Consider the following 20,433-nt stretch of genomic DNA (forward strand, 5'->3'; position numbering starts at 1 on the left):
TCACATCCCCCTTCCGAGCAGTCGGGCCGCGTCGGCGGGCACGTCGCGGCCCGCTGCGGTGCGTTCGGCGGTGTAGTCGGCGACCATGCGCCGCAGCTCGTCGTCGGTGCGCCGCTCCAGCCCGGCCACCGCGGCCAGCGGCACTCCGGTGAACAGGCACTTGAGCACGCCGTGCCGCCAGCCGTGCTGGTCGAGGTGCTCGGCGGCGAACGGGCCGAGCGCGGCGGCGACGAGACGGACGTCGTTGGTGCGCAGCGCGTCCCGGACGATCTCCAGGCCCGCGTCCACCGCCCGGTTCCCCACCAGCGCCAGGCCGCGCAGCACGCCGCGCTTCTCGGCGTCGTCGCCGTGCCGGTAGAGCGCGAGCAGCTCCGCGGACAGCGCGTCGTCGTCGAGCACGGTGGCGAGCGCGCCGAGCAGTTCGGCGCGGGCGGAGTCGTCCAGGGTGCCGTGCACGAGGCCCCGCGGGTCGTCGTCGGGCCGGGCGGCGGTCCGGCCGACGCGGCGGCCCGCCGCCGGGAACAGCCGGCCGATCTGGACGGGGTCGCGGCGCACGGCGCGCTGGGCGTCGGCCAGCCACGGGTGGCGGGGGCGGGCCGGTTCGTCGGGCATCGCCGCGCGCAGCGCGTCGAACGCCCGGCCGGCCACGTCCGGGGCGGCGTGGCTGTGCCGGGGCAGTTCGACGGCGGCGACGCCCGCGTAGCCGACGGCGGCGAGCGCGGCGAGCGTGCCGCGCAGGTCCAGCTCGCCCTCGCCGAACTCCAGGTGCTCGTGCACCCCGGGCCGCATGTCGTCGAGCTGCACGTTGACCAGCAGGCCACCGGCGCGGCGCACGCAGGTCGCCGCGTCGTCGGGTTCGACGGCCACGCAGTGCCCGACGTCCAGGGTGATGCCGAGCAGCTCGGGCGACCCGAGCTCCTCGCGCAACCGCAGCGCCTGCGTGAGGTGCTGCACGAACATGCCCGGTTCGGGTTCCAGGCCGAGCGTCACGCCCAGCGGGGTGGCGCCCTCCAGGACGGCGGCCACGCCGGAGCGCATCCGCCGCCACGCCTCCTCCCGCGGGACCTCCGCGGGCTTGATGCCGGACCAGAACGACACGCAGTCGGCGTTCAGCTCCGCGGCGACGCGCACCGCGCGGAGCAGGAAGTCCACCCGCACGTCGTGCGCCTCGTCGACGAGCGTCGGGTGGTGCTTGCGCCGGGGGTCGAGCAGGAACCGCGCGCCGGTCTCCACGACGCAGCGCAGGCCGAGCCGGTCGAGCCTGGCGGCGACGTGCGCCACCCGTGCGGGCAGGTCGTCGGCGAACGGGTCGAGGTGGTGGTGGTCCAGGGTCAGCGCCACGGAGGTGTAGCCGAGCCCGGCGATGACGTCGAGGGCGTCGTCCAGGCGGTGGTTGCTGAAGCCGTTGGTGCCGTAGCCGAGGTGGAAGGTCACGTCGGGCTCACCTTCCGGCTCAGCCGCCGCGCGAGCGGCAGCGCCAGGGCCACGGCGGCGGCACCGGCGAGCGATCCGGCTCGCGCGGCCAGCGCCGACTGGAGCGGCACCATGCCGTGGACGCCCGCCTTCGTCGCGGTCCGCACGGACGCCGCGTCGGGCGCCCGCACGGCGGCGAGCTGGGGGCGGCCGACGGTGACGACGTAGCCCGCGGCGGCGACGAGCCCGGCGAGCCGGTCCCGCCGGGACGCAGACGGCCCGGCGACGGCGGCCAGGGCGCTGAGCGCCGTGCCGCCGAGGGCGGTGCGGGCCGTCGACGCCGACGTGCCGTGCACCTCGCCGCGCGACAGCGCCGTCACGCCGAGGGTGTGCCCCGCGACGGCCGCCGCGGCGGGCAGCGCGCTCCGCGATCCGGCGGCGCCCGCGCCGAGCAGCACGTCCAGCGCCCGGCAGGCCGCCATGCCCACCGGTCCGGCCGGGGTGTTCTTCAGGACGGTGTCGTAGGACCACACGGCGAGGGCGAGCGGCACGGCGACGCGCAGCGCGTCCCGGCCACCCGCCCACGCGGCGAGCCCCAGGCCGGTGGCGCTGAGCCCGGTGGCCACGATCAGCGCGCGGCGCGGGGAGATCCTCCCCGACGGCACGGGCCGCTCGGGGCGCTCCACCGCGTCGAGGTCGCGATCGGCCCAGTCGTTGAGGGCCATGCCAGACCAGTACAGGGCGGCCGAGGACAGCGGCAGCAGCACGCGGCGGCCGCGCAGCGGGTTCCCCGCCGCCGCGGCACCGGCGACGGTGTCGCCGAGGACGGTGAGCGCGGCGGGGGCGCGGACGAGTTCGACGTAGGCCCTCACGCGCCCCTCCCCAGTTCGCGCGCCCAGGCGTGCAGCTCGCGGGTCTGCTCGGCGAAGCGGTGCTCGTCGTGGCCGAGGGGGTCCTTGAAGAAGAACGCCAGCGCGCCCAGCGGGCCGGACTGCCCGTCGGCGTGCGCGGCGGCCACGAGCCGGCCCAGGTCGAGCACGAGCGGCGCGGCCAGCGAGGAGTCCAGGCCGGTCCAGGTGAACTGGAGGCTCATCCGCGCGCCGAGGAAGCCCTCGAACGACACGTGGTCCCACGCGGTCTTGGTCTCGCCCAGGTCGGGGACGTTGTCGATGTGCAGGGGCGCGGCGACGGGCTCGCCGAGCAGCGCGGCCAGGCCGCGGGCCTTGGACTCCAGCTTGCTGGCGGCGTGCTCGGGGTCCTCCAGGGTCGCGCCGTCGCCACCGCCGAGCAGGTTGGTGCCCGACCACGAGCGCACCCGCAGGCCGCGCGCGGTGAACATGGGGGCGAGGACGGTGCGCAGCAGCGTCTCACCGGTCTTGCCGTCCCGCCCGGCGTAGGGCAGGCCGAGGTCCTCGGCGAGCCGGTGCAGCACGGGCAGCGCGACACCGGTGGACGGGGTGAAGTCGACGAACGGGCAGCCCGCCCGCAGCGCCGCGTACGCCGTCAGCGAGCTGGGCGGCAGCACGGCGCGCTCGGGGTCGGCCAGCGCCACCTCCAGCAGCGCGAGGTCGTCGTGCTCGGGCAGGTGCGGCACCGGCGGTTCGGTGGAGGACACGTTGACCACGACGACGCGGGCCAGGTCGTGCCGCTCCCGGAAGGACACCAGGTCGGCGGTCAGCCGCTCCGCCGCCACCGCCTGCGCTCCCCGGTGGGTGGCCGGGTGGTAGCCCTCGCGGATCTCGGCGTCGGCCGCGCGCAGCCCGCCGGCCAGCGAGGGCAGCAGGTGGTGCGGCAGGACACCGGCGTGCGCGAGCTGTTCGGCACGCTTCTCCAGGGGCGTCGTCACGACGTCGTGGCCGCCGACGACGAGGTCGTCCCACGACGGCAGGTCCACGTCCGCCAGTTCCACTCTGGCGGTGACGCAACCGGTGGGCGGCGCGAGCCCGGCCCGCAGCGCGAGCAGTCCGCTCACCGCCGTCGTCGCCACCGATCCGCGCGCCCCGATCAACCACAGTCCGGTCCGCTGGTCCGTCATCACTACCGCCCTTCAGGAGAGGTTGGTGGTGCCGGGACGGGCGGGCGCGGGGTCGCCGCGCCCGCCCGTCCCGCTGGTGCCCTACTCGCGGTGCAGCGCGATCTCCCCGTTCAGCACGGTGATCACCGCGTCCGCGTCGCGGACGAGCACGGCGCGCACGCCCGTGTCCGGAACACCGGACGCGAGGGTGCGGAACCGCTGGAGCTCCTGGACCGCCCTGTGGTCCTTGCCCGCCGCCTCGGCCGTGCGGGCCTTGGCGAGCTGCTTGGTCAGGGCGTCGTGGGACGCCCGCGACAGCCGGTTGGTCGCCTTGAACCGGTCGAGCAGCTGGGACACGTCCCGCAGCGACGTGGTGACCGCGAACGGCACCGTCCTGGTGGTGGTGTTGCCCGCGACGTCGGTCGCGGACACCCGCAGCTCGTGCACGCCCAGGGGCAGCTCGTGCAGCGCCACCGCCACGCCGGAGGTCAGCGTGCGCTGACCCAGGGTCGCGGTGACCGCGCCGACGCCGGAGGTGGCGTCACCGGCCTGCCACGACACGACCACGTCGGTCGCGTCGCCGTACACCCGGTCGTTCGCGACGCCCGAGACGAGCAGCGTCGGCGAGGTGCCGTCGATCTCGATCGTCGCCGCGCGCTCCACCTCGGTGTTGCCCGCGACGTCCACCGACCGGTGCAGCAGGGTGTGGGTGCCGTCGCCGGACACCGCGACCGGGCCGCTGTAGGCCGTCCACGGGCCGCCGTCGAGCCGGTGCTCCGTGCGGGCCACCCCGGAGGCCGGGTCCGCGGCGGTCAGCACCACGGCCACGTCCCCGGTGTGCCAGCCGCTCTCGCCGGGTGCGGCGAACTCGGCGGACGTGACCGGGGCGGTGCCGTCGAGCTTGATCTCCAGCGACGTGGCCTGCTCCACGTTGCCCGCGACGTCGGTGGAGCGGTACTCCACGACGTGCCTGCCGTCGCCGGTCACCACGACCGCCTCGGTGTAGGCGGTCCAGTTCCCGCCGTCGAGCCGGTACTCCGTGCCCGCGACCGCGCCGTCCGCGTCGGTGGCCGACAGCTGCACCGACACCGGTGCCGCCGTGTACCAGCCGGAGCTGCCCGGCTGGGTGCTCGTCGTGGCCGTCGTCACCGGCGCCACCACGTCGAGGTCCTTGACGCGCACGTTGCGGAACCAGACGTCGTCGCCGTCGCCGTGGTTCTGCAGGCCGATGTGGCCCCGCGTGAGGTCGCGCGCCGGGTCGGTGCTGGTGTAGTCGTTCACCAGCGTCCCGTTCAGCAGCACCTGGATGCGCTGCCCGGTCACCACGATCTCGTAGGCGTTCCACTGGCCGGCCGGCTTCAGCGCCGCGTCGCGCGCCGCGAGGTCGGCGGACTGGAAGGAGTACACCGAGCCGGTGGTGCGGTCGGCGGCGTCGGTCGGGTCGATCTGGATCTCGTAGCCGTTGTCCACCGCGACCCACGGGTCGTCGCCGGGGTCGGGGAACCCGATGAAGACACCGGAGTTGTCGTCACCGGCGAGCTTCCAGTCGAGCTTCAGGCTGTAGGAGCCCAGTTCGCCCTCGTGCCACAGCAGACCCATGCCGCCCTCGGTGCGGACGGAGCAGTCGGGCTGGTGCGCGAAGCGTCCCGGACCGGCCTGGTTCCACGTCTCCAGGCTCGCGGCGGTGCCGTCGTAGAGGCTGCGGTAGCCCTCCTCCGGCACGACCGGCTCGCACGTCGGCGTCTCGACCGGGTCGGTGCTGAAGTGCAGCGCGTCCACGTCGAACAGGCTGCCCGCGCCGCCCGTGAAGACCAGGTACAGCTCGTGCGTGCCGCCGGGGTCGGTGACGGGCGTCGGCGCGAGGTCGACGTAGTTGTCCCAGCCACCGGTGTTCGCCACCGGCACCGACTGCACCAGCGGACCGTTCGGCGCGTCGACGCGCACCTCGATCGTGCCACCGGAACCGCCCGAGGAGACGCGGTAGCCGATCCCGGTCACCCCGGCGAGGTTCACCGGGCCGTACTTGACCCAGTCGCCGTTCTCGATCTCGCCGACCCGCTTGCGGCCCTCGGCGGTGTCGCGCTCCAGCGCCCGCGCGCCCTGCGCGCCGGTGTAGAACTCGGCCTGCTTGTGCTTGGGCTGGAGCACCGCCTCGTCGGAGCCGGTGAGCGCCGGGGCGCCCTGGCCGCCGCCGTCGGTGTAGGTGGCGTTGATGACGCCGAACACGTTGGCGTCCGCGCCGTGACCGCCGTCGGCCGGGGTGGGGATGGTGCCCTCGCAGCCGGTGGCCCGGCTGAGCGGGTGGCCGTGGCTGTCGTGGCCGAGGATGTACTCCACGACGACCTTCGAGCAGTCGATCGGCGTGTCCTCCGGGTCGGTCACCGTCACCGAGAACGGCACCTGGTCGCCGAAGCTGAACACCGAGCCGTCGGCCGGGGTGTTGAGCACCACGACCGGCGCGGTGTTGCCGACGTTGATCACGACGCTGGCCGAGCCGGTGAGCCCGGTCGGGTCGGTCACCGACAGCTTCGCGCTGTACTGGCCGACGGTGTCGTAGGTGTGGCTCACCGGCCCGGCCTGCGTGGAGTCGGTGGTGCCGTCACCGTCGAAGTCCCAGGCCCAGCTCAGCTCGGGACCGTCCTCGTCGGTGGTGCCGGCGGGGTCGAAGTTCACCGTCAGCGGCGCGGGGCCGGACGTCTTGTCGGCGGCGAGCTTCGCCACCGGCGTGTGGTTGCCCTGCGTGTAGTCGATCCGGTAGACCGCCGAGTCGGCGGCGCCGCCGAAGTAGCCGCTGCCGTAGTCGAGCACGTACAGCGAGCCGTCCGGCCCGAACTCCAGGTTCATCGGCCTGGTCAGCGTCATCGAGTCGAAGAACGGGGTGATCGCGCCGCGCTCGCCGTTCTCGCCGACGTCGATCGTCTTGATCCAGCCGCGGTCCCACTCGTAGGCGAAGTTCTTGCCGTCGAAGTACGCCGGGAACTTCGTCACCGAGTTCAGGTCCGGGTCGAAGTCGTAGGTCGGCCCGCCCATCGGGGACTCGCCGCCGGTGCCGAACTCCGGCACGGAACCGCCGTCGTAGGGGATCCAGGCGGGCTGCACGGGCGGCAGGTCCACCAGGCCGGTGTTGTGCGGGCTGTCGTTGCGCGGGGCGGCGCAGTCGAACTTCGCGCCGGACGCGCCCGTGGCGAAGTCGTAGTCGTTGTACGCCTGGTTGTCCCCGACGCACAGCGGCCAGCCGTAGTTGCCCGGCTCCTTGACGAGGTTGAACTCGACGGTGCCGCCCGGTCCGCGGTTCGGGTTGGCCGAACCGGCGTCGGGGCCGTAGTCGCCCAGGTGGATCCACCCGGTCTTCTTGTCCACGGCGAACCGGAACGGGTTGCGGAAGCCCATCGCGTAGATCTCGGGACGGGTCTTCTCGGTGCCGGGCGCGAACAGGTTGCCCGCGGGCACGGTGTAGGAGCCGTCCTCGGCGACCGCGATGCGGATGATCTTGCCGCGCAGGTCGTTGGTGTTGGCCGAGGAGCGGCGGGCGTCGAACGCGGGGTTGCGGTCGGCGCGCTCGTCGATCGGCGTGTAGCCGTCCGAGGCGAACGGGTTGGTGTCGTCGCCCGTGGACAGCAGCAGGTTGCCCTGCGCGTCGAAGTCGATCTCACCGCCCGCGTGGCAGCACAGTCCCCGGTCGGCCGGTACCTGCAAGATCCGCTGCTCGCTCGCCAGGTCCAGCGTGCCGTTGTCGGACAGGGTGAACCGCGAGAGCTGGTTGTGGCCCCTGAACCGCTCGAAGTCGGCGGGCGTGCCGTTCTCCGGCGCGTCACCGGCCGGGGTGTTCAGCGGCGGTGCGTAGTAGAGGTACACCCACTTGTTGGTCGCGAAGTCCGGGTCGACCGCGATGCCCTGCAGGCCGTCCTCGTCGTGGTTGTAGACGGGGATCTGCCCGGCCAGCGAGGTGGTCGCCTCGGGGGTGGTCAGCCACACGCGGCCGTCGCGGGAGGTGTGCAGGACCCTGCGGTCGGGGAGGACGGCGAGCGCGATGGGCTCACCGGTCTTCTCCTCGCCCAGCGCCAGGGTGATCTGGTCGAAGTCCGCGTCGGTCGGCGGCTCGTCCGGCGCGGTGTCCTGCGGCTCGCAGTCGGCCGCGACGGCGCCCGCGGCGTACTTGATCCCGCCGAGCAGGTGCGCCCGGAACGCCGGGTCCGCGTAGGACTCCTTCGTGTGGCCCATGCCGGTGTACCAGGAGCGGCCCTCGCCCTGCGGGTGGCACCACACGATCGGGTGATCACCGGCGGGATCGGTGGGGGTGTAGCTGGTCTCGTCCAGCGCGGCCAGCACGTGCACGTCCTCGCGCGGGTTGCTCTGGTAGCTGTACCACTCGTCGGTGCGGGTCCAGGTCTCCGGCAGGGTGGCCGTGGAGGGGTGGTCGTGGTCCTCCACCAGGACGTCGGCCTCCTGGATGGCCGGGTGGGACTTGAAGTAGGAGCCCACCAGCTCGCCGTACCAGGGCCAGGTGTACTCGGTGTCGGCCGCGGCGTGCACGCCCGCGTAACCGCCGCCGTCCTGCACGAACCGCTCGAACGCGGCCTGCTGCTGGTCGTTCAGCACGTCGCCGGTGGTCGACAGCCACACCACGGCGTCGAACCGGTCGAGGTTCGCGTCGGTGAAGGCCCCCGCGTCCTCGGTGGCCTCCACGGAGAACGCGTTCGCCGCGCCCAGGGCCTGGATCGCGGCGATGCCCTCGGGGATGGAGTCGTGCCGGAACCCGGCGGTCTTGGAGAAGACCAGGACGTGCTCACCGTCCGGGTGAGCCGCCGCCGGAGCGGCTGCGGTGACGAGCCCTGTGCCGACACCGGTCAGCAGGGCCAGGGCTGCGACGCCGAGTCGCCTCGCCGTCGGTGAAGGTGGTCGCAACTGCGCATCGAGCTCACTGCTTCGCTTACCACGCACGGATGTTCTCTCCTCGTTCGCACCGAACTGGGGACCGTGAAAGGGCGGGTGATCTCCTCTCGTGCCGCGGCACCGTTCCGGACCGTCCGCCGGACCGGTGCCGTCCCGTCTCGTGCTCCGTCCCGGTCAGGCCGGGATCTGCTGCCAGGCGGCGTTCGCCGCCGCGCTGTCCTCCACCGCCGCGAGGACCCGCTGCACGCGGAGCCCGTCGGCGAAGCTCGGCGCCGGATCGGTCCCGGCCCCGACGGCGTTCACGAGGTCGACGACCTCGTGGACGAAGGTGTGCTCGTAGCCGAGCAGGTGACCGGGCGGCCACCACCCGCCGACGTAGGGGTGGTCGGCCTCGGTGACCAGCACGCGGCGGAAGCCCGCCGCGTCGGCGGGGTCGTCGCCGTCGAAGAAGCTCAGCTCGTTCATGGACTCGAAGTCGAAGGCCAGGCTGCCGCGCGAGCCGTTGACCTCCAGGCGCATGGCGTTCTTGCGGCCCAGCGCGTAGCGGGTCGCCTCGAAGCTGCCGATCGCGCCACCGGCGAAGCGGGCCAGGAACAGCGCCGCGTCGTCGACGGTGACCTCGTCCGTCCCGCCGTCGCCCGTCGGGCGGGACCGCACGAACGTCTCGGTCAGCGCCGACACGCCCGTGACCAGGTCGCCGGTGACGAACTGCGCGGCGTCCACGATGTGCGCGCCGAGGTCGCCCAGCGACCCCGACCCCGCCCGGTCGCGCCGCAGCCGCCACGTCATCGGCGACTCCGGGTCGGACAGCCAGTCCTGGAGGTACACCGCGCGGACGTGCCTGACGGTGCCGAGCCTGCCCTCCGCGACGAGGCGGCGGGCCAGCGCCAGCGCGGGCACGCGCCGGTAGTTGAACGCCACCATCGACCGCACGCCCCGCGCGGCGGCCGCCTCGGCCGCCGCGGTCATCCGCTCCGCCTCGGCCACCGAGTTGGCCAGCGGCTTCTCGCACAGCACGTGCTTGCCCGCCTCCAGCGCGGCCACGGCGATGTCGCAGTGCGAGTCGCCCGGCGTGCAGATGTCCACCAGCTGCACGTCGTCGCGCCGCACCAGGGCCGCCCAGTCCGTCTCGACGGCGGCCCAGCCGAACTTCGCCGCCGCCTCCTTCGCCCGGGTCTCGTCCCGTCCGCCCAGCACCGCCAGCCGCGGCACCAGCGGCAGGTCGAAGAAGCGGTGCGCGTTGCGCCACGCCTGGGAGTGCACGGCACCCATGAAGGCGTGCCCCACCATGCCGACGCCGATCTCACCGCGGTTGTCGCTCATCCCTACCGGCCCTTCGTCGCTCGTGCGCTGCGCTCCACCCGTGTCCCCCCGCGGGGGCCGGGTCACGAGTCGAAGCCCACGTCGAGGTAGGAGTCCACGTTCTCCTTGTGCACGACCGCCGAGTACGTGGTGATCAGCGCGGGGATCTCGTGCTCGGCGAGGTCGGAGATGCCCTTGGCCTGCCCCAGCATCCGGGCCAGCGCGATGGCGGAGGACGCCATCGAGGGGCTGTAGAGGACGGTCGCCTTGACCACGCCGCTGTCGGCCTTGATCAGGTCCATCATGTTCCGCGATCCCGCGCCGCCGACCATGATGAACTCGCTGCGTCCCGCGCCCTCGATCGCGGCCAGCACGCCGATGCCCTGGTCGTCGTCGTGGTTCCACAGCGCGTCGAGCTTGCTCGCGCCCTGGAGCAGGTTCGAGGTCTGCTGCTCTCCCGACTCCGGGGTGAACTGCGCGGACACCCGCGGGCCGACGGAGAAGCCGCTGCGGGCCAGCGCGTCCTTGAACCCCTGGCTGCGCTGCTGCGTCAGCGGCAGCGAGTCGATCCCGGCGACCTCGCCGATGACCGGGTTCGAGATGTTCTTGGCCTTCATCTGGTCGGCGATGTAGTTGCCCGCGTTGACGCCCATGCGGTAGTTGTCGCCGCCGATCCAGGCCCGGTAGGCCAGCGGCGTGTCGAAGATCCGGTCGACGTTGACGACCTGGATGCCCGCGTCGGTGGCCTGCCGACCGACCTCGGTGAGCGCGCTGCCGTCGAAGGGCAGGATCACCAGCACGTCGACCTTGTCGTTGATCAGCGTCTCGACCTGGCCGATCTGCTGGTTGACGTCGTTGGTGCCCTCGGTGGTCCTCAGCGTCACGTCGGAGAACTGCTCCGCCTGGGCGCGGGCGTTCTTCGTCATGGCCGCCATCCAGCCGTGGTCGGCGGCGGGAGCGGAGAACCCGATGGTCACCTGCTTGCCCGGCGCGCTGTTGGCGCCGGTCCCGCCCGCGACGGCGTTGGTGGCGCCGGCGTTCGGCGACTCGTTGGAGGTGCAGCCCGCGAGGACGGCGGTGGCACCGACGGCGGTGGTTCCCCAGAGGAAGCGGCGGCGGTCGAGTGATGGCATGGCGAACTCCAGCGGTGTGGGTGCGGGTGGAAGCGGTGACGGACGGCCGCGCGTCCGGTGGGCGCGCGTCGGGTCGCCGTGCGTCGAGCGGTGCGGCTGTGCGTCAGGTCGCCCGGACGCGGCGGCGCAACCGGGTGCTCTGGAGCAGCACGGCGGCGACGATGATCACGCCCTTGGCGATGTTCTGGATGTCGGTGTCGAGGTTGTTCTGGGTGAAGATGCTGTTCAGCACGGTGAAGATCAGGACGCCGACGAGGGTGCCGACCAGGCTGCCCCGTCCGCCGGTGAGCAGCGTGCCGCCGATGACGACCGCGGCGATGGCGTCCAGCTCGTAGAACAGGCCGTTGGTGGAGGCGCCGGAGGTGGTGCGGGCGACGACCATGATCGCGGCGATGCCGCAGCACAGACCGGCGATGCCGTAGACGATCGCGGTGTGCCGCTTGACGTCGATGCCCGCGAGGCGTGCCGCCTCGGCGTTGCCGCCGACGGCGAAGGTGCGGCGACCGAAGGTGGTGCGGTTGAGCACGGTCCAGCCGATCGCGAACACCAGCGCCAGCATCCAGATCAGGACGGGGACGCCGAGCAGGTCGCCGCGGAAGAAGGTGGTGAAGCCGGTCTCGGAGACGACCTGCGTGCGCCGCCCGGACAGCCGTTCGGCCAGTCCCCTGGCCGAGGCGTACATCGCGAGGGTGGCGATGAACGGCACGATCTTGCCGTAGGAGATCAGCACCCCGTTGATCAGACCGCAGCCCAGGCCCACGGCCAGCCCGCACAGCACCATGACGAACGGCCCGAAGGACTGGGTGGCGAGCGTGGTCATCCACACGCTGCACAGCGCCACCATCGAGCCGACCGACAGGTCGATGCCGCCGCTGATGATCACGAACGTCATGCCGACGCTGACCACGCCGATGGCGGCGGCCAGCCGCAGCATCGTGGAGATGTTGGCCTCGGTGAGGAAGCTGTCGGGCCGGGTGACGTACCCGACCAGGCACAGCACCACCAGCACGCCGACGAGGCCGGCGAGCCGCACGTCGAAGGGGAACCCGCCGCGCCGCCGGTCGCGCTCGCCCGGCGGGGCGGGCCGGGCGGCCTGGTGGTCGCCGGTGTCGGCGGTGAGCACCGGGATCGAGGACTTCTGGGTCACGACGCCTCCTCTGCCACGCCACCGAGCTCGGTCGCGGCGCTGCCTTCCATCACGATGTCGAGAACGGCCGCCTCGGTGAGGTCGCTCGCCGGTCGGTCGGCGAGCACCTCCCCCTCGCGCAGGACCAGCACGCGGTCCGCGAGGCCGAGCACCTCGGGTACCTCGCTGGAGACGAGGACGACGGCCACGCCGTCCGCCGCCAGCTCGTGGATCAGCCGGTACAGCTCGGCGCGCGCGCCGACGTCCACGCCCCTGGTGGGCTCGTCGAGCAGCAGCACCCGGCAGCCGCGCACGAGCCAGCGCGCCACGACGGCCTTCTGCTGGTTGCCGCCGGAGAACGTGCCGACGAGGCGGCGCGGATCGGCCGGGCGCAGGTCCAGCCGCTCCAGGGTGGTGCGCGAGTCGCGCATCTCCCGCGCCCGGTCGGTGAACCCGAAGGAGCTGTACTTGCCCAGGCTCGCCAGGGTCACGTTGTGCGCCACCGGGAGTTCGAGCAGCAGGCCCTGGCTCTTGCGCTCCTCCGGTGCGAGCCCGATCCCCGCGCGCACGGCCGCCGCGACGCTGCCGGGCCTGAGCCGCGTCCCGTCGACCGACACGCTGCCGGAGTCGGGCTTGCGGGCGCCGAACACGGTCTCCAGGATCTCGCTGCGCCCGGCGCCGACGAGGCCCGCGATGCCGAGGATCTCCCCGGCGTGCACGGTGAAGCTCACGTCGGAGAACTCGCCGCGGCGCGTCAGGCCCTGCACGCGCAGCACCTCCACCGACCGGTCGGCCGTGGACGCCTCCCGCTCCGGGAACACCGTCCGCACCTCGCGGCCGGACACGAGGTCGACCAGCTCGGAGGTCGGCGTGTCGGCGGGCAGCCCCGAGGCGACCGTGCGGCCGTCCTTGAGGACGGTGACGCGGCTGCCGATGCGGCGGATCTCCTCCAGCCGGTGGGAGATGTAGACCACGGACACGCCGTCGGCGGCCAGCTCGGCGACGATGCGGAAGAGGTTGTCCACCTCGTCGGAGGCCAGCGCCGCCGTGGGCTCGTCCATCACGATGAGCCGCGCGTCGTGGGCCAGCGCCCGCGCCATCGACACGAGCTGCTGCCCGGCGGCCGACAGCAGGCCGACCTCGCGCTCGGGCCGGATCTCGGGGTGGCCGAGCCGCCGCATCAGCGCCGCCGCCTCGGCCCTGGCCGCACCGCGGCGGCTGAACCCGAAGCGGGACTTCTCGTGGCCGAGGAAGATGTTCTCCGCGACCGACAGGCCCGGCACGAGGTCCAGCTCCTGGTACATCGTGGCGACGCCGAGCCGCAGCGCCGTCACCGGGGAGGACAGCGTCGTGGGCCGGCCGTGCCAGCGGATCTCGCCGTGGTCGGGCTGGTGCGCGCCCGCCAGGACCTTGATCAGGGTGGACTTCCCGGCGCCGTTCTGGCCGAGCAGGCAGTGCACCTCCCCCGCCTCGACCCGCAGGTCCACGCCGTCCAGCGCGCGGACGCCGGGGAAGGTCTTCACGATGCCGCTCATCACCAGCAGCGGCTCGCCGCCGGTGCCGTGGGCCACCGGGTCGGCGGTGTGCGGGCTCGGTTCTCGCTGGCTCATGCCGGAGCCTCCTCGTTGTCCTCGATCGGCACGACGGTCGGGTCGTCCAGCACGCGGCTCAGCGCGTGGACCGCGCCGCCGATCGACGAGGCGCGGAAGCCGAGCCGGGACGCGACGACGGTGGCGCCGCCCGCCCCGTCGGCGAGCACGCCCGCGGCGACCTCGGTCCGGATCGGGTCCACCAGCCACTCGGGCAGTGCCGCGAAGTAGCCGCCGAGCACCACCACCGCCGGGTTGAGCAGGTTGACCAGGACGGCGATCCCGGAGCCGAGCGCGACGCCGATCTGGTGCAGCGCGTCGAGCGTCCGCCGGTCGCCGGCCTCGGCCCTCGCCCGCACGATCGCCATCCGCTCGTCGGGGTGCAGCGCCGGGTCGCGCACCGGGTCGTCGGGCGTGGAGCACGCGTGCAGCAGCGCGCCGAGCCCGACCCGCGTCTCCCAGCAGCCGCGACGGCCGCAGGAGCACCTGCGCCCGAGCGGGTCCAGCGACATGTGGCCGACCTCGCCGGCGTGGCCCAGCGCGCCGCGCACCAGCACGCCACCGCAGACGAGTCCGCCGCCGACGCCGTGGTCACCGGTCAGGTGGACGAAGTCCTGCGGCGAGTTCGCCGGACCGGCGTCGATCTCCGCGGTCGCAGCGAGGTTCGCGTCGTTGTCGATGCCGAAGAACTCCAGCGGCAGGCCGGTGCGCGCGGCGAGGCCGTCGAGCACGGTGACCTCGCGCCAGCGCAGCCGCGGGGCGGTGCGGACGATTCCGGTGCCGGTGTCGACCAGGCCGGGGACCGCGACGGTCGCACCGCTCACCCAGCCGCCGCGCGCCTCGACCGCGGCGAGCACCCGGTCGGCCACGGCTGCGAGTTCGTCGAGCGCACGCTCCGGCCCCAGCGACGCGACGTCGAGGGGGACGCGCTCGGTGTGCAGCACGTCGCCGGTGAGGTCGACCGCGGTCGCGCTGACGTGCTCGACGTGCACGTCCAGCCCGATGCCCGACGCCGCGGCGGGACGCAGCTCGACGAGCTCGCCCGGCCTGCCCTGCCCACCGGCCGTGGTGCCCGCGCTGCGCACGAGCCCGCGCTGCGCCAGCTCGGTGACGAGGGAGGAGACCGTGGCCTTGGACAGCCCGGAGTGCACCGCGAGCTGGGCTCGCGAGACCCGGCCGTGCTCGCGCACGGTGCGCACGAGGAGGGCGAGGTTGGCACGACGCAGACCACTGCGGTCCGCCGGGCTGGTACTGCTCAGCACGGACTGCTCCACTTCGTTGAGGAGCCGATCGAATGACGGTGTCTCAGCTCACAATGGAGCCTGAACTACGACCCGCACTCGACGCAATACGCCAATCAGAGCAAGAAGTCGGGGGTACTTTTGTATAAAACATGCAAAAGTTGGTAAAGATCAGTCGAAACTTCGGCGACACGGAGCGCCCGCACGAGGACGTGCGGGAGCCGCTGGGGGGTGTGCGGAAGGAGGCCGCGCGGCTCAGCCGACGGTGACCACTGAGCGGCTCAGCCGACGGTGGAGAACGCCCGGTCCGTCGCCGACCACGCCGCACCCGTGACACCGGCCAGGTCGCCGAGCTCGGACAGCACGATGGGCAGGTTGCCGGTGGCCAGCGGCAGCGAACGCCGGTAGACCGCGCCGCGCACCTCGGCCAGCAGCGAGTGCCCCAGCCGGGACACGCCGCCGCCGATCACGACCATGCCGGGGTTGAGGAAGCTGACCAGGGACGCGACGACCTGACCGAGCCTGCGGCCGCCCTCGCGCACCAGGCTGGCCGCGGCGAAGTCGCCCGCACCGGCCGCGGCGCCGACGTCCTCCGCGGTGAGCGCTCCCCTGGCCTCCAGCGCGGCGGCGAGCAGCGTCGACCGGCCGCTGCGCGCCAGGGTCAGCGCCTCGCGGGCCAGCGCGGCACCGCCGAAGTACGCCTCCAGGCACCCGACCTCGCCGCACGCGCAGGCGGGCCCGAAGTCGTCGAGCCGGATGTGACCGATGTCGCCCGCGGTCCCGGCGACGCCCCGGTACACCCGGCCGCCGAGCACGATGCCGCACCCGATGCCCGTGCCGACCTTGACGAAGATCAGGTCGTCCAGGGAACGCGCCACTCCGGCGTGCCGCTCCCCCAGCGCCATGACGTTCACGTCGTTGTCGACCGTGACCGGGCAGCTCCACTTGCCCGCCAGCTCGTCGCGCACCGGGTAGCGGTCCCAGCCCGGCATGATCGGCGGCGCGACCGGCATGCCGTCGCGGAAGCTCACCGGTCCCGGCAACCCGATGCCCGCGCCGATCAACCGTCCCGGAGCCTGCGCGAGCACCCGGTCGGCCAGCGCGACGACCCGGCCGAGGACCGCGACGGGGCCCTGCCGGACGTCGCACTCCTCGCTCTCGTGGGCCAGCACCTCGCAGCGTCCGTCTGTGACGGCGACCGTGATCGAGGTCGCGCCCACGGCCGCGCCCAGCAGCCGCAGGTCGTCGGCGAGGTGGACCAGCGTGGAGCGCCGTCCCCCGCGACTGGCCGCCGGGCCGCCGACCTCGGCGAGCCCGCAGTCGACGAGCTTGCCCAGCTCGGCGGTCAGCTTGGCGCGCGGCAACCCCACGCGCTCGCCCAGCGCCACCCTGGAGATCGCGCCCTCGTCCCGCAGCAGGGCCAGCAGCTCCGCCTGGTGGCGCGATCCGACCCGCGGTCGCCGAGACGTGCCCGCTGCGCTCATCGAGCCGCCCTTCCTCGCACTGATCGACGTCCAGTGTGCCGCGTGTCGCGCACGGACACGCGAGGCGGGTGCGCCGATCAGGTTCTGGGCACGCCGATGGCGAGCACGACCACGTCGTCGTCGTGCCCCGCCCCCACGAGGGTGCTCACCGCCACGTCCACGATCTGTCTCGTCGGCAGCCCGGCCAGCTCCTGCAGCAGCAGGCGCAGTCCGGCGGTGGCCTCGTCGAGGTCCGTGCCGCGCCGCTCCACGAGACCGTCCGTGTGCAGGAAGACCGTCGTGCCGGGTTCGAGGACGACGAGGTGGTCGGCACGCCGGTGCTCGCGCAGCTCGGGAAAGCCGAAGAGCATGTCGTGCCCGGTGCTCGTGCCGGTGCTGCCGTCCGGGTGGATCAGCACGGGCGGCGGGTGCCCGGCGTTGCTGAAGCACAGGGTCCACCGGCCCGATCCGTCGCCGTGCGGCAGCAGGTGGGCGTGCAGCAGGGTGCCGTGCGCGGCGACCGGGATTCCGGCGAGTGCCTCCTCCAGCGCCTCCACGATCGTCGACGGCGGCTCGCCGGGCGTGCACCAGGCGGCCTGCCGCAGCATGCTGCGCACCTGGCTCATCATCGTGGTCGCGTGCACGTCGTGACCGGTGATGTCGCCGACGGTCACCGCCAGCGCCCGCTCACCGGGCTGGCCGGGGTACGGCACGGACACCGCGTCGTACCAGTCGCCGCCGACGGTCTCCTCCGCGGCGGCGGGCAGGTAGCACGCCGCCAGCTCCAGGCCCTCGATCTCGGGCAGGTCGGTGAGCAGGGCCTCCTGCATCAGACGCGCCACGCCCTCGCGCTGCTCGACGTAGCGGGCGCGTTCCAGCGCCCGCGCGGTGTACGCGGCGATGGTGGTGATCACGGCGCGCTCGGCGGAGTCGATCCGGCGCGGGGTGTCCCAGCCGAACACCAGGACGCCCAGCAGGTCGCGCGACCCCGTCACCGGCGCGCAGACCAGCGCGTGCAGGCCCAGGGCCACGAGGAGACGCACGACGTCCGGCGGGAACTCGGCGGCGAAGCTCTCCCGGTCCTCGTGCCAGATCGTCCGGTGCTCCCTCGCGGCGACGGCCGTCGGCAGCGCCGCGCCGAACCCGCTGCCGCCGAACCCGCCGTCGCCGCCGCGCGACGCGCGCGGGTCGGCGACCTGTCTCAGCCGTCCGTTCTCCACGACGAGCAGGCCGACGTGCGCGGGCTTCAGCTCGCCGGAGACCAGTTCGCTGACCTCGTGGCGGATCTGCTCCACGCTCAGCGTCGTGTTGAGCGCCTGCGCCGCGGTCAGCAGCAGCTGGCTGCGGGCGAAGGCCAGCTCGACCAGCACCGACAGCTCGCGGCTGCGTCCGCGCTCGTGCTCGGCCTGCCGGGCGGCGACGCGCAGCCGCAGCTCGGCCGAGCACGCGGCGGCGACGTCGCCCAGCGCGTCCAGGTCGTCGCGCGTCCAGTCCCGCGGCTCGGGGTCGATCGCGCACAGCGCGCCCAGCACGTGGCCTCCGCTGTCGGTGAGCGGCGTCCCGGCGTAGGCGACGACTCCGAGGCCGGGAACCGCGAGGCCGCCGCGCAGCTCCGGGTCGGCGCGGACGTCGGCCACCGCCAGCGGTCGCCCGGTCGCCACGACGTGCGAGCACGGCGAGTGCGACAGCGGGGTCCGGCGCGAGGTCGCCCAGGGTTCGGCCAGGCCCCGCGCGCCGGGGAGCACCTGGTGGTCCGGCTCGACGAGCGTCACCAGTGCCGCGGACACGCCCAGCTGCCGCCGCGCCATCCCGGCGAAGCGGTCCATCGACTCGTCCGGGGCAGCGCTCAGCCCGCTCTCGCGCACCGCGGTGACGCGCGCCGGATCGTGCAGGACCCCGGCCGTGGCGGACCGCTCGCCCGCGGAGGCCCCTGGGGGCGACTCTCCCGGCACCCGAACTCCGTCCCGTGAGGCACGATCCCGCGGTGGGTCGGCGTCGCCCCACGGTAGCCCTGCGAGGATCTCCGCACACCACCGCCGATCACGCGGTCGTGCGGCGCGAGGTGTGTTCCGGGCCGGGAGCGGGTACCTCCTCGGTGCCGCTCGGTCGTCGGGAGGAGCGGCACCATCCGAGGAGAGACGTGGACACCGCTGAGACCGAGCAGAACCAGCACGACTTCGACATCGGAAGTCCGGAGGACCCACGCCTCTCCGAACTGCGCGCCTGGGTGCGCGATCTGCTCGCCGACCTGCACTCGGACGTCGTGGCCGACGCGGAGCTGGTGGTCACCGAACTGGCGGCGAACGCCTGCGAGCACGCCGAGGGACCGCGGTCGCTGCGGCTGATCCGCCGGTCGGACGAGCCGGTGGTGGACGTCGAGGTCGACGACGCGAGCCCCGACGCGCTGCCACGTCCCGGCCTGTCCACCCTCGGGGACTTCCGGGGTCGCGGGCTGCTGATGGTGGAGACGATGAGCACCTCCTGGGGCGTGCGGCAGCACCCCGGTCGCAAGACGGTCTGGGCACGCCTGCCCGCCGTGCCCTGATCCGGCCGGTGTGTCGGCCCGCCGTCTGCGGGGAACACCGGGAGTGCGCGCGCCGAGGAGCGCGCCCAGGAGCGGAGAGGGCCCGGACATGAGCGAGCACGAGCAGCACTCCGACGACCTGACCGGCCGGGTCGTGTACGACCCCGACGGCTTCAAGATCGGCAAGCTCGGTCAGGCGTGGATCGGCGAGCACGACGAGCGGCCGCGGTGGGTGACCGTGAACACGGGTCTGTTCGGCCTGCGCGAGTCCTTCCTGCCGGTGCGGGGTCTGCGGCTGGACGAGGACGGCGAGATCCAGACGCCGTACTCCAAGGACCACGTGAAGGACGCCCCGTCGATCGAGCCCTCTGGCCGGCTCGACCCCGCCGAGCAGCGACGGCTCGCCGAGCACTACGCCGAACAGCCCGTCGACGACACCGCCGGCAGCACCAGCGTCTGACGGTCCACACCGGACCAGACGCGCCAGCGGCCGTCGCGGGGGTGGTGCGCACCGGGTCGCGCTGCGGTCGTCGTCGCCACGTGAGGACCGGAGAACCCGTTCCGTCCCCGGAGGACGACGAGCCCGGAGGACGACGAGCCCGGAGGACGACGAGCCCGGAGGACGACGAGCCCGGCGCACGCCGCGGAACGGGGGTCGCCACCACGCGCCCGTGGTGGCGAGGTTCGAGCCGTGCCGACGAGGCGGGGTGGGGACGACCGCGCGCGAGGTGCTCGACTAGCACCTCGCGCGCGTCGGGCGGGTGAACCCGGTGGTCAACGCCGTCGTCACCCCCGACGAGGACGAGGTGTTCGGCCACCGCGGCGACGCAGGTGCTGCCCGCGGGACTCCCGATCGTCGGCGGTCACCTCGCGGACCTCGCCGTGCTGTACGCCGCGCACGCCTTCGAGGGCGCCACCGGCTTCGGGCGGCTCGCTCCGCCCGCGTGACCGGGTCCGGGTCGGTACCCTGCGCGGATGACCGCACACGTGAGGCCGAACGGGTGAGCGCGCGCTTCCAGGAGCTCGACTGGCGTCCGACCCCCATGGGAGAACTCGTCCTGCGCCGCCGGAGGGACCCGGCCGTCGACGAGGACGTGTACGAGATCAAGCTGGGCGCCGAGTTCCTCATGTCGAGCATGTTCACCGTCGCCGAGATCGAGCTGGCGCGGCTCGCCCTCGCGGAGCTGAGCGGGACCGCGCTGGACGTGGCCGTCGGCGGGCTCGGCCTCGGGTACACCGCGCTGGCGGTGCTGGAGAACCCCGGTGTGCGGTCGCTGGCCGTGGTCGAGGCTCTCGGCGAGGTGATCGAGTGGCACGAGCAGGGCCTGGTCCCCGCCGGGTCCACGCTCACCGCGGACCCCCGTTGCACGTTCGTGCGAGGCGACTTCTTCGCCCTGGTCCGCGACTCGGCACTCGCGGACGTCGCGCCCGAGCGCCGGTTCCACGCCGTCGTCCTCGACGTCGACCACTCGCCGCGGCACGTGCTGCACCCCGATCACGCCGACTTCTACGAGGTGGAGGGACTGCGGCGGCTGGCGCACAGCCTTCATCCCGGCGGGGTGTTCGCGCTCTGGTCGAACGACCCGCCGGACGAGGACTTCATCGCCACGCTCGCGCGGTGCTTCACCGGTGTCCGGGCAGAGGTGATCAGCTTCGCCAACCCGCTCCAGGGCCGCGAGTCCACCAACACCGTCTACCTCGCCCGGACTCCCCCGGCCTGACCGGGTCCGCCCGG

The 20,433-nt window shown here is 73.6% G+C and carries 14 protein-coding genes; 3 read left to right on the forward strand and 11 right to left on the reverse strand.

Features of this window, described 5'->3' with window-relative positions:
- From IMZ35_RS04775 to IMZ35_RS04825, 11 genes are all read right to left on the reverse strand, one after another.
- Window positions 1–1,434: an EboA domain-containing protein gene (locus IMZ35_RS04775; protein WP_199439712.1), complete on the reverse strand. Its 1,434-nt coding sequence runs from the start codon at window positions 1,432–1,434 to the stop codon at window positions 1–3.
- On the reverse strand, window positions 1,431–2,285 hold the full coding sequence (locus IMZ35_RS04780; RefSeq protein WP_199439713.1) for an SCO3242 family prenyltransferase: 855 nt from the start codon (window positions 2,283–2,285) through the stop codon (window positions 1,431–1,433). Before IMZ35_RS04780 ends, IMZ35_RS04775 begins: the two co-directional genes overlap by 4 nt.
- Complete coding sequence (locus IMZ35_RS04785) at window positions 2,282–3,448, reverse strand: inositol-3-phosphate synthase (RefSeq protein ID WP_199439714.1); 1,167 nt, start codon at window positions 3,446–3,448, stop codon at window positions 2,282–2,284. Before IMZ35_RS04785 ends, IMZ35_RS04780 begins: the two co-directional genes overlap by 4 nt.
- Window positions 3,449–3,529: 81 nt before the next feature.
- A complete protein-coding gene (locus IMZ35_RS04790) occupies window positions 3,530–8,332 on the reverse strand; it encodes a ThuA domain-containing protein (protein ID WP_199439715.1) in 4,803 nt (1,600 codons plus the stop codon).
- 162 nt (window positions 8,333–8,494) lie between these two features.
- Window positions 8,495–9,643: a Gfo/Idh/MocA family protein gene (locus IMZ35_RS04795; protein WP_229370739.1), complete on the reverse strand. Its 1,149-nt coding sequence runs from the start codon at window positions 9,641–9,643 to the stop codon at window positions 8,495–8,497.
- 62 nt (window positions 9,644–9,705) lie between these two features.
- The gene (locus IMZ35_RS04800; RefSeq protein WP_199439716.1) at window positions 9,706–10,755 is read right to left on the reverse strand and encodes a substrate-binding domain-containing protein; all 1,050 of its coding nucleotides are present in this window, start codon (window positions 10,753–10,755) and stop codon (window positions 9,706–9,708) included.
- Between the two features lie 103 nt (window positions 10,756–10,858).
- Window positions 10,859–11,902 carry an ABC transporter permease gene (locus IMZ35_RS04805; protein ID WP_438816824.1) on the reverse strand — a complete coding sequence of 348 codons (1,044 nt, stop codon included), beginning with the start codon at window positions 11,900–11,902 and terminating at the stop codon, window positions 10,859–10,861.
- Window positions 11,899–13,416, reverse strand: a complete 1,518-nt coding sequence (locus IMZ35_RS04810) for a sugar ABC transporter ATP-binding protein (RefSeq protein ID WP_199440276.1) — start codon at window positions 13,414–13,416, stop codon at window positions 11,899–11,901. Before IMZ35_RS04810 ends, IMZ35_RS04805 begins: the two co-directional genes overlap by 4 nt.
- 71 nt (window positions 13,417–13,487) lie before the next feature.
- Window positions 13,488–14,732: an ROK family transcriptional regulator gene (locus tag IMZ35_RS04815; RefSeq protein ID WP_199439717.1), complete on the reverse strand. Its 1,245-nt coding sequence runs from the start codon at window positions 14,730–14,732 to the stop codon at window positions 13,488–13,490.
- 260 nt (window positions 14,733–14,992) lie between these two features.
- Window positions 14,993–16,195: an ROK family protein gene (locus tag IMZ35_RS04820; RefSeq protein ID WP_199439718.1), complete on the reverse strand. Its 1,203-nt coding sequence runs from the start codon at window positions 16,193–16,195 to the stop codon at window positions 14,993–14,995.
- Window positions 16,196–16,272: 77 nt separating this feature from the next.
- Entirely contained in the window at window positions 16,273–18,126 is a 1,854-nt protein-coding gene (locus IMZ35_RS04825) for a SpoIIE family protein phosphatase (RefSeq protein WP_199439719.1), read from the reverse strand.
- 188 nt (window positions 18,127–18,314) lie between these two features.
- Here IMZ35_RS04825 and IMZ35_RS04830 point away from each other — a divergent pair, with 188 nt between their 5' ends.
- The 3 genes from IMZ35_RS04830 (at window position 18,315) to IMZ35_RS04840 (ending at window position 20,419) form a co-directional block, all read left to right on the forward strand.
- A complete protein-coding gene (locus IMZ35_RS04830) occupies window positions 18,315–18,719 on the forward strand; it encodes an ATP-binding protein (RefSeq protein WP_199439720.1) in 405 nt (134 codons plus the stop codon).
- A gap of 88 nt (window positions 18,720–18,807) precedes the next feature.
- On the forward strand, window positions 18,808–19,158 hold the full coding sequence (locus IMZ35_RS04835) for a PRC-barrel domain-containing protein (protein WP_199439721.1): 351 nt from the start codon (window positions 18,808–18,810) through the stop codon (window positions 19,156–19,158).
- 541 nt (window positions 19,159–19,699) lie between these two features.
- Window positions 19,700–20,419 carry a spermidine synthase family protein gene (locus IMZ35_RS04840; RefSeq protein WP_307867765.1) on the forward strand — a complete coding sequence of 240 codons (720 nt, stop codon included), beginning with the start codon at window positions 19,700–19,702 and terminating at the stop codon, window positions 20,417–20,419.
- Window positions 20,420–20,433: the final 14 nt, after the last annotated feature.

This window comes from Umezawaea beigongshangensis (assembly GCF_016464305.1).
Classification (GTDB): domain Bacteria; phylum Actinomycetota; class Actinomycetes; order Mycobacteriales; family Pseudonocardiaceae; genus Umezawaea_A; species Umezawaea_A beigongshangensis.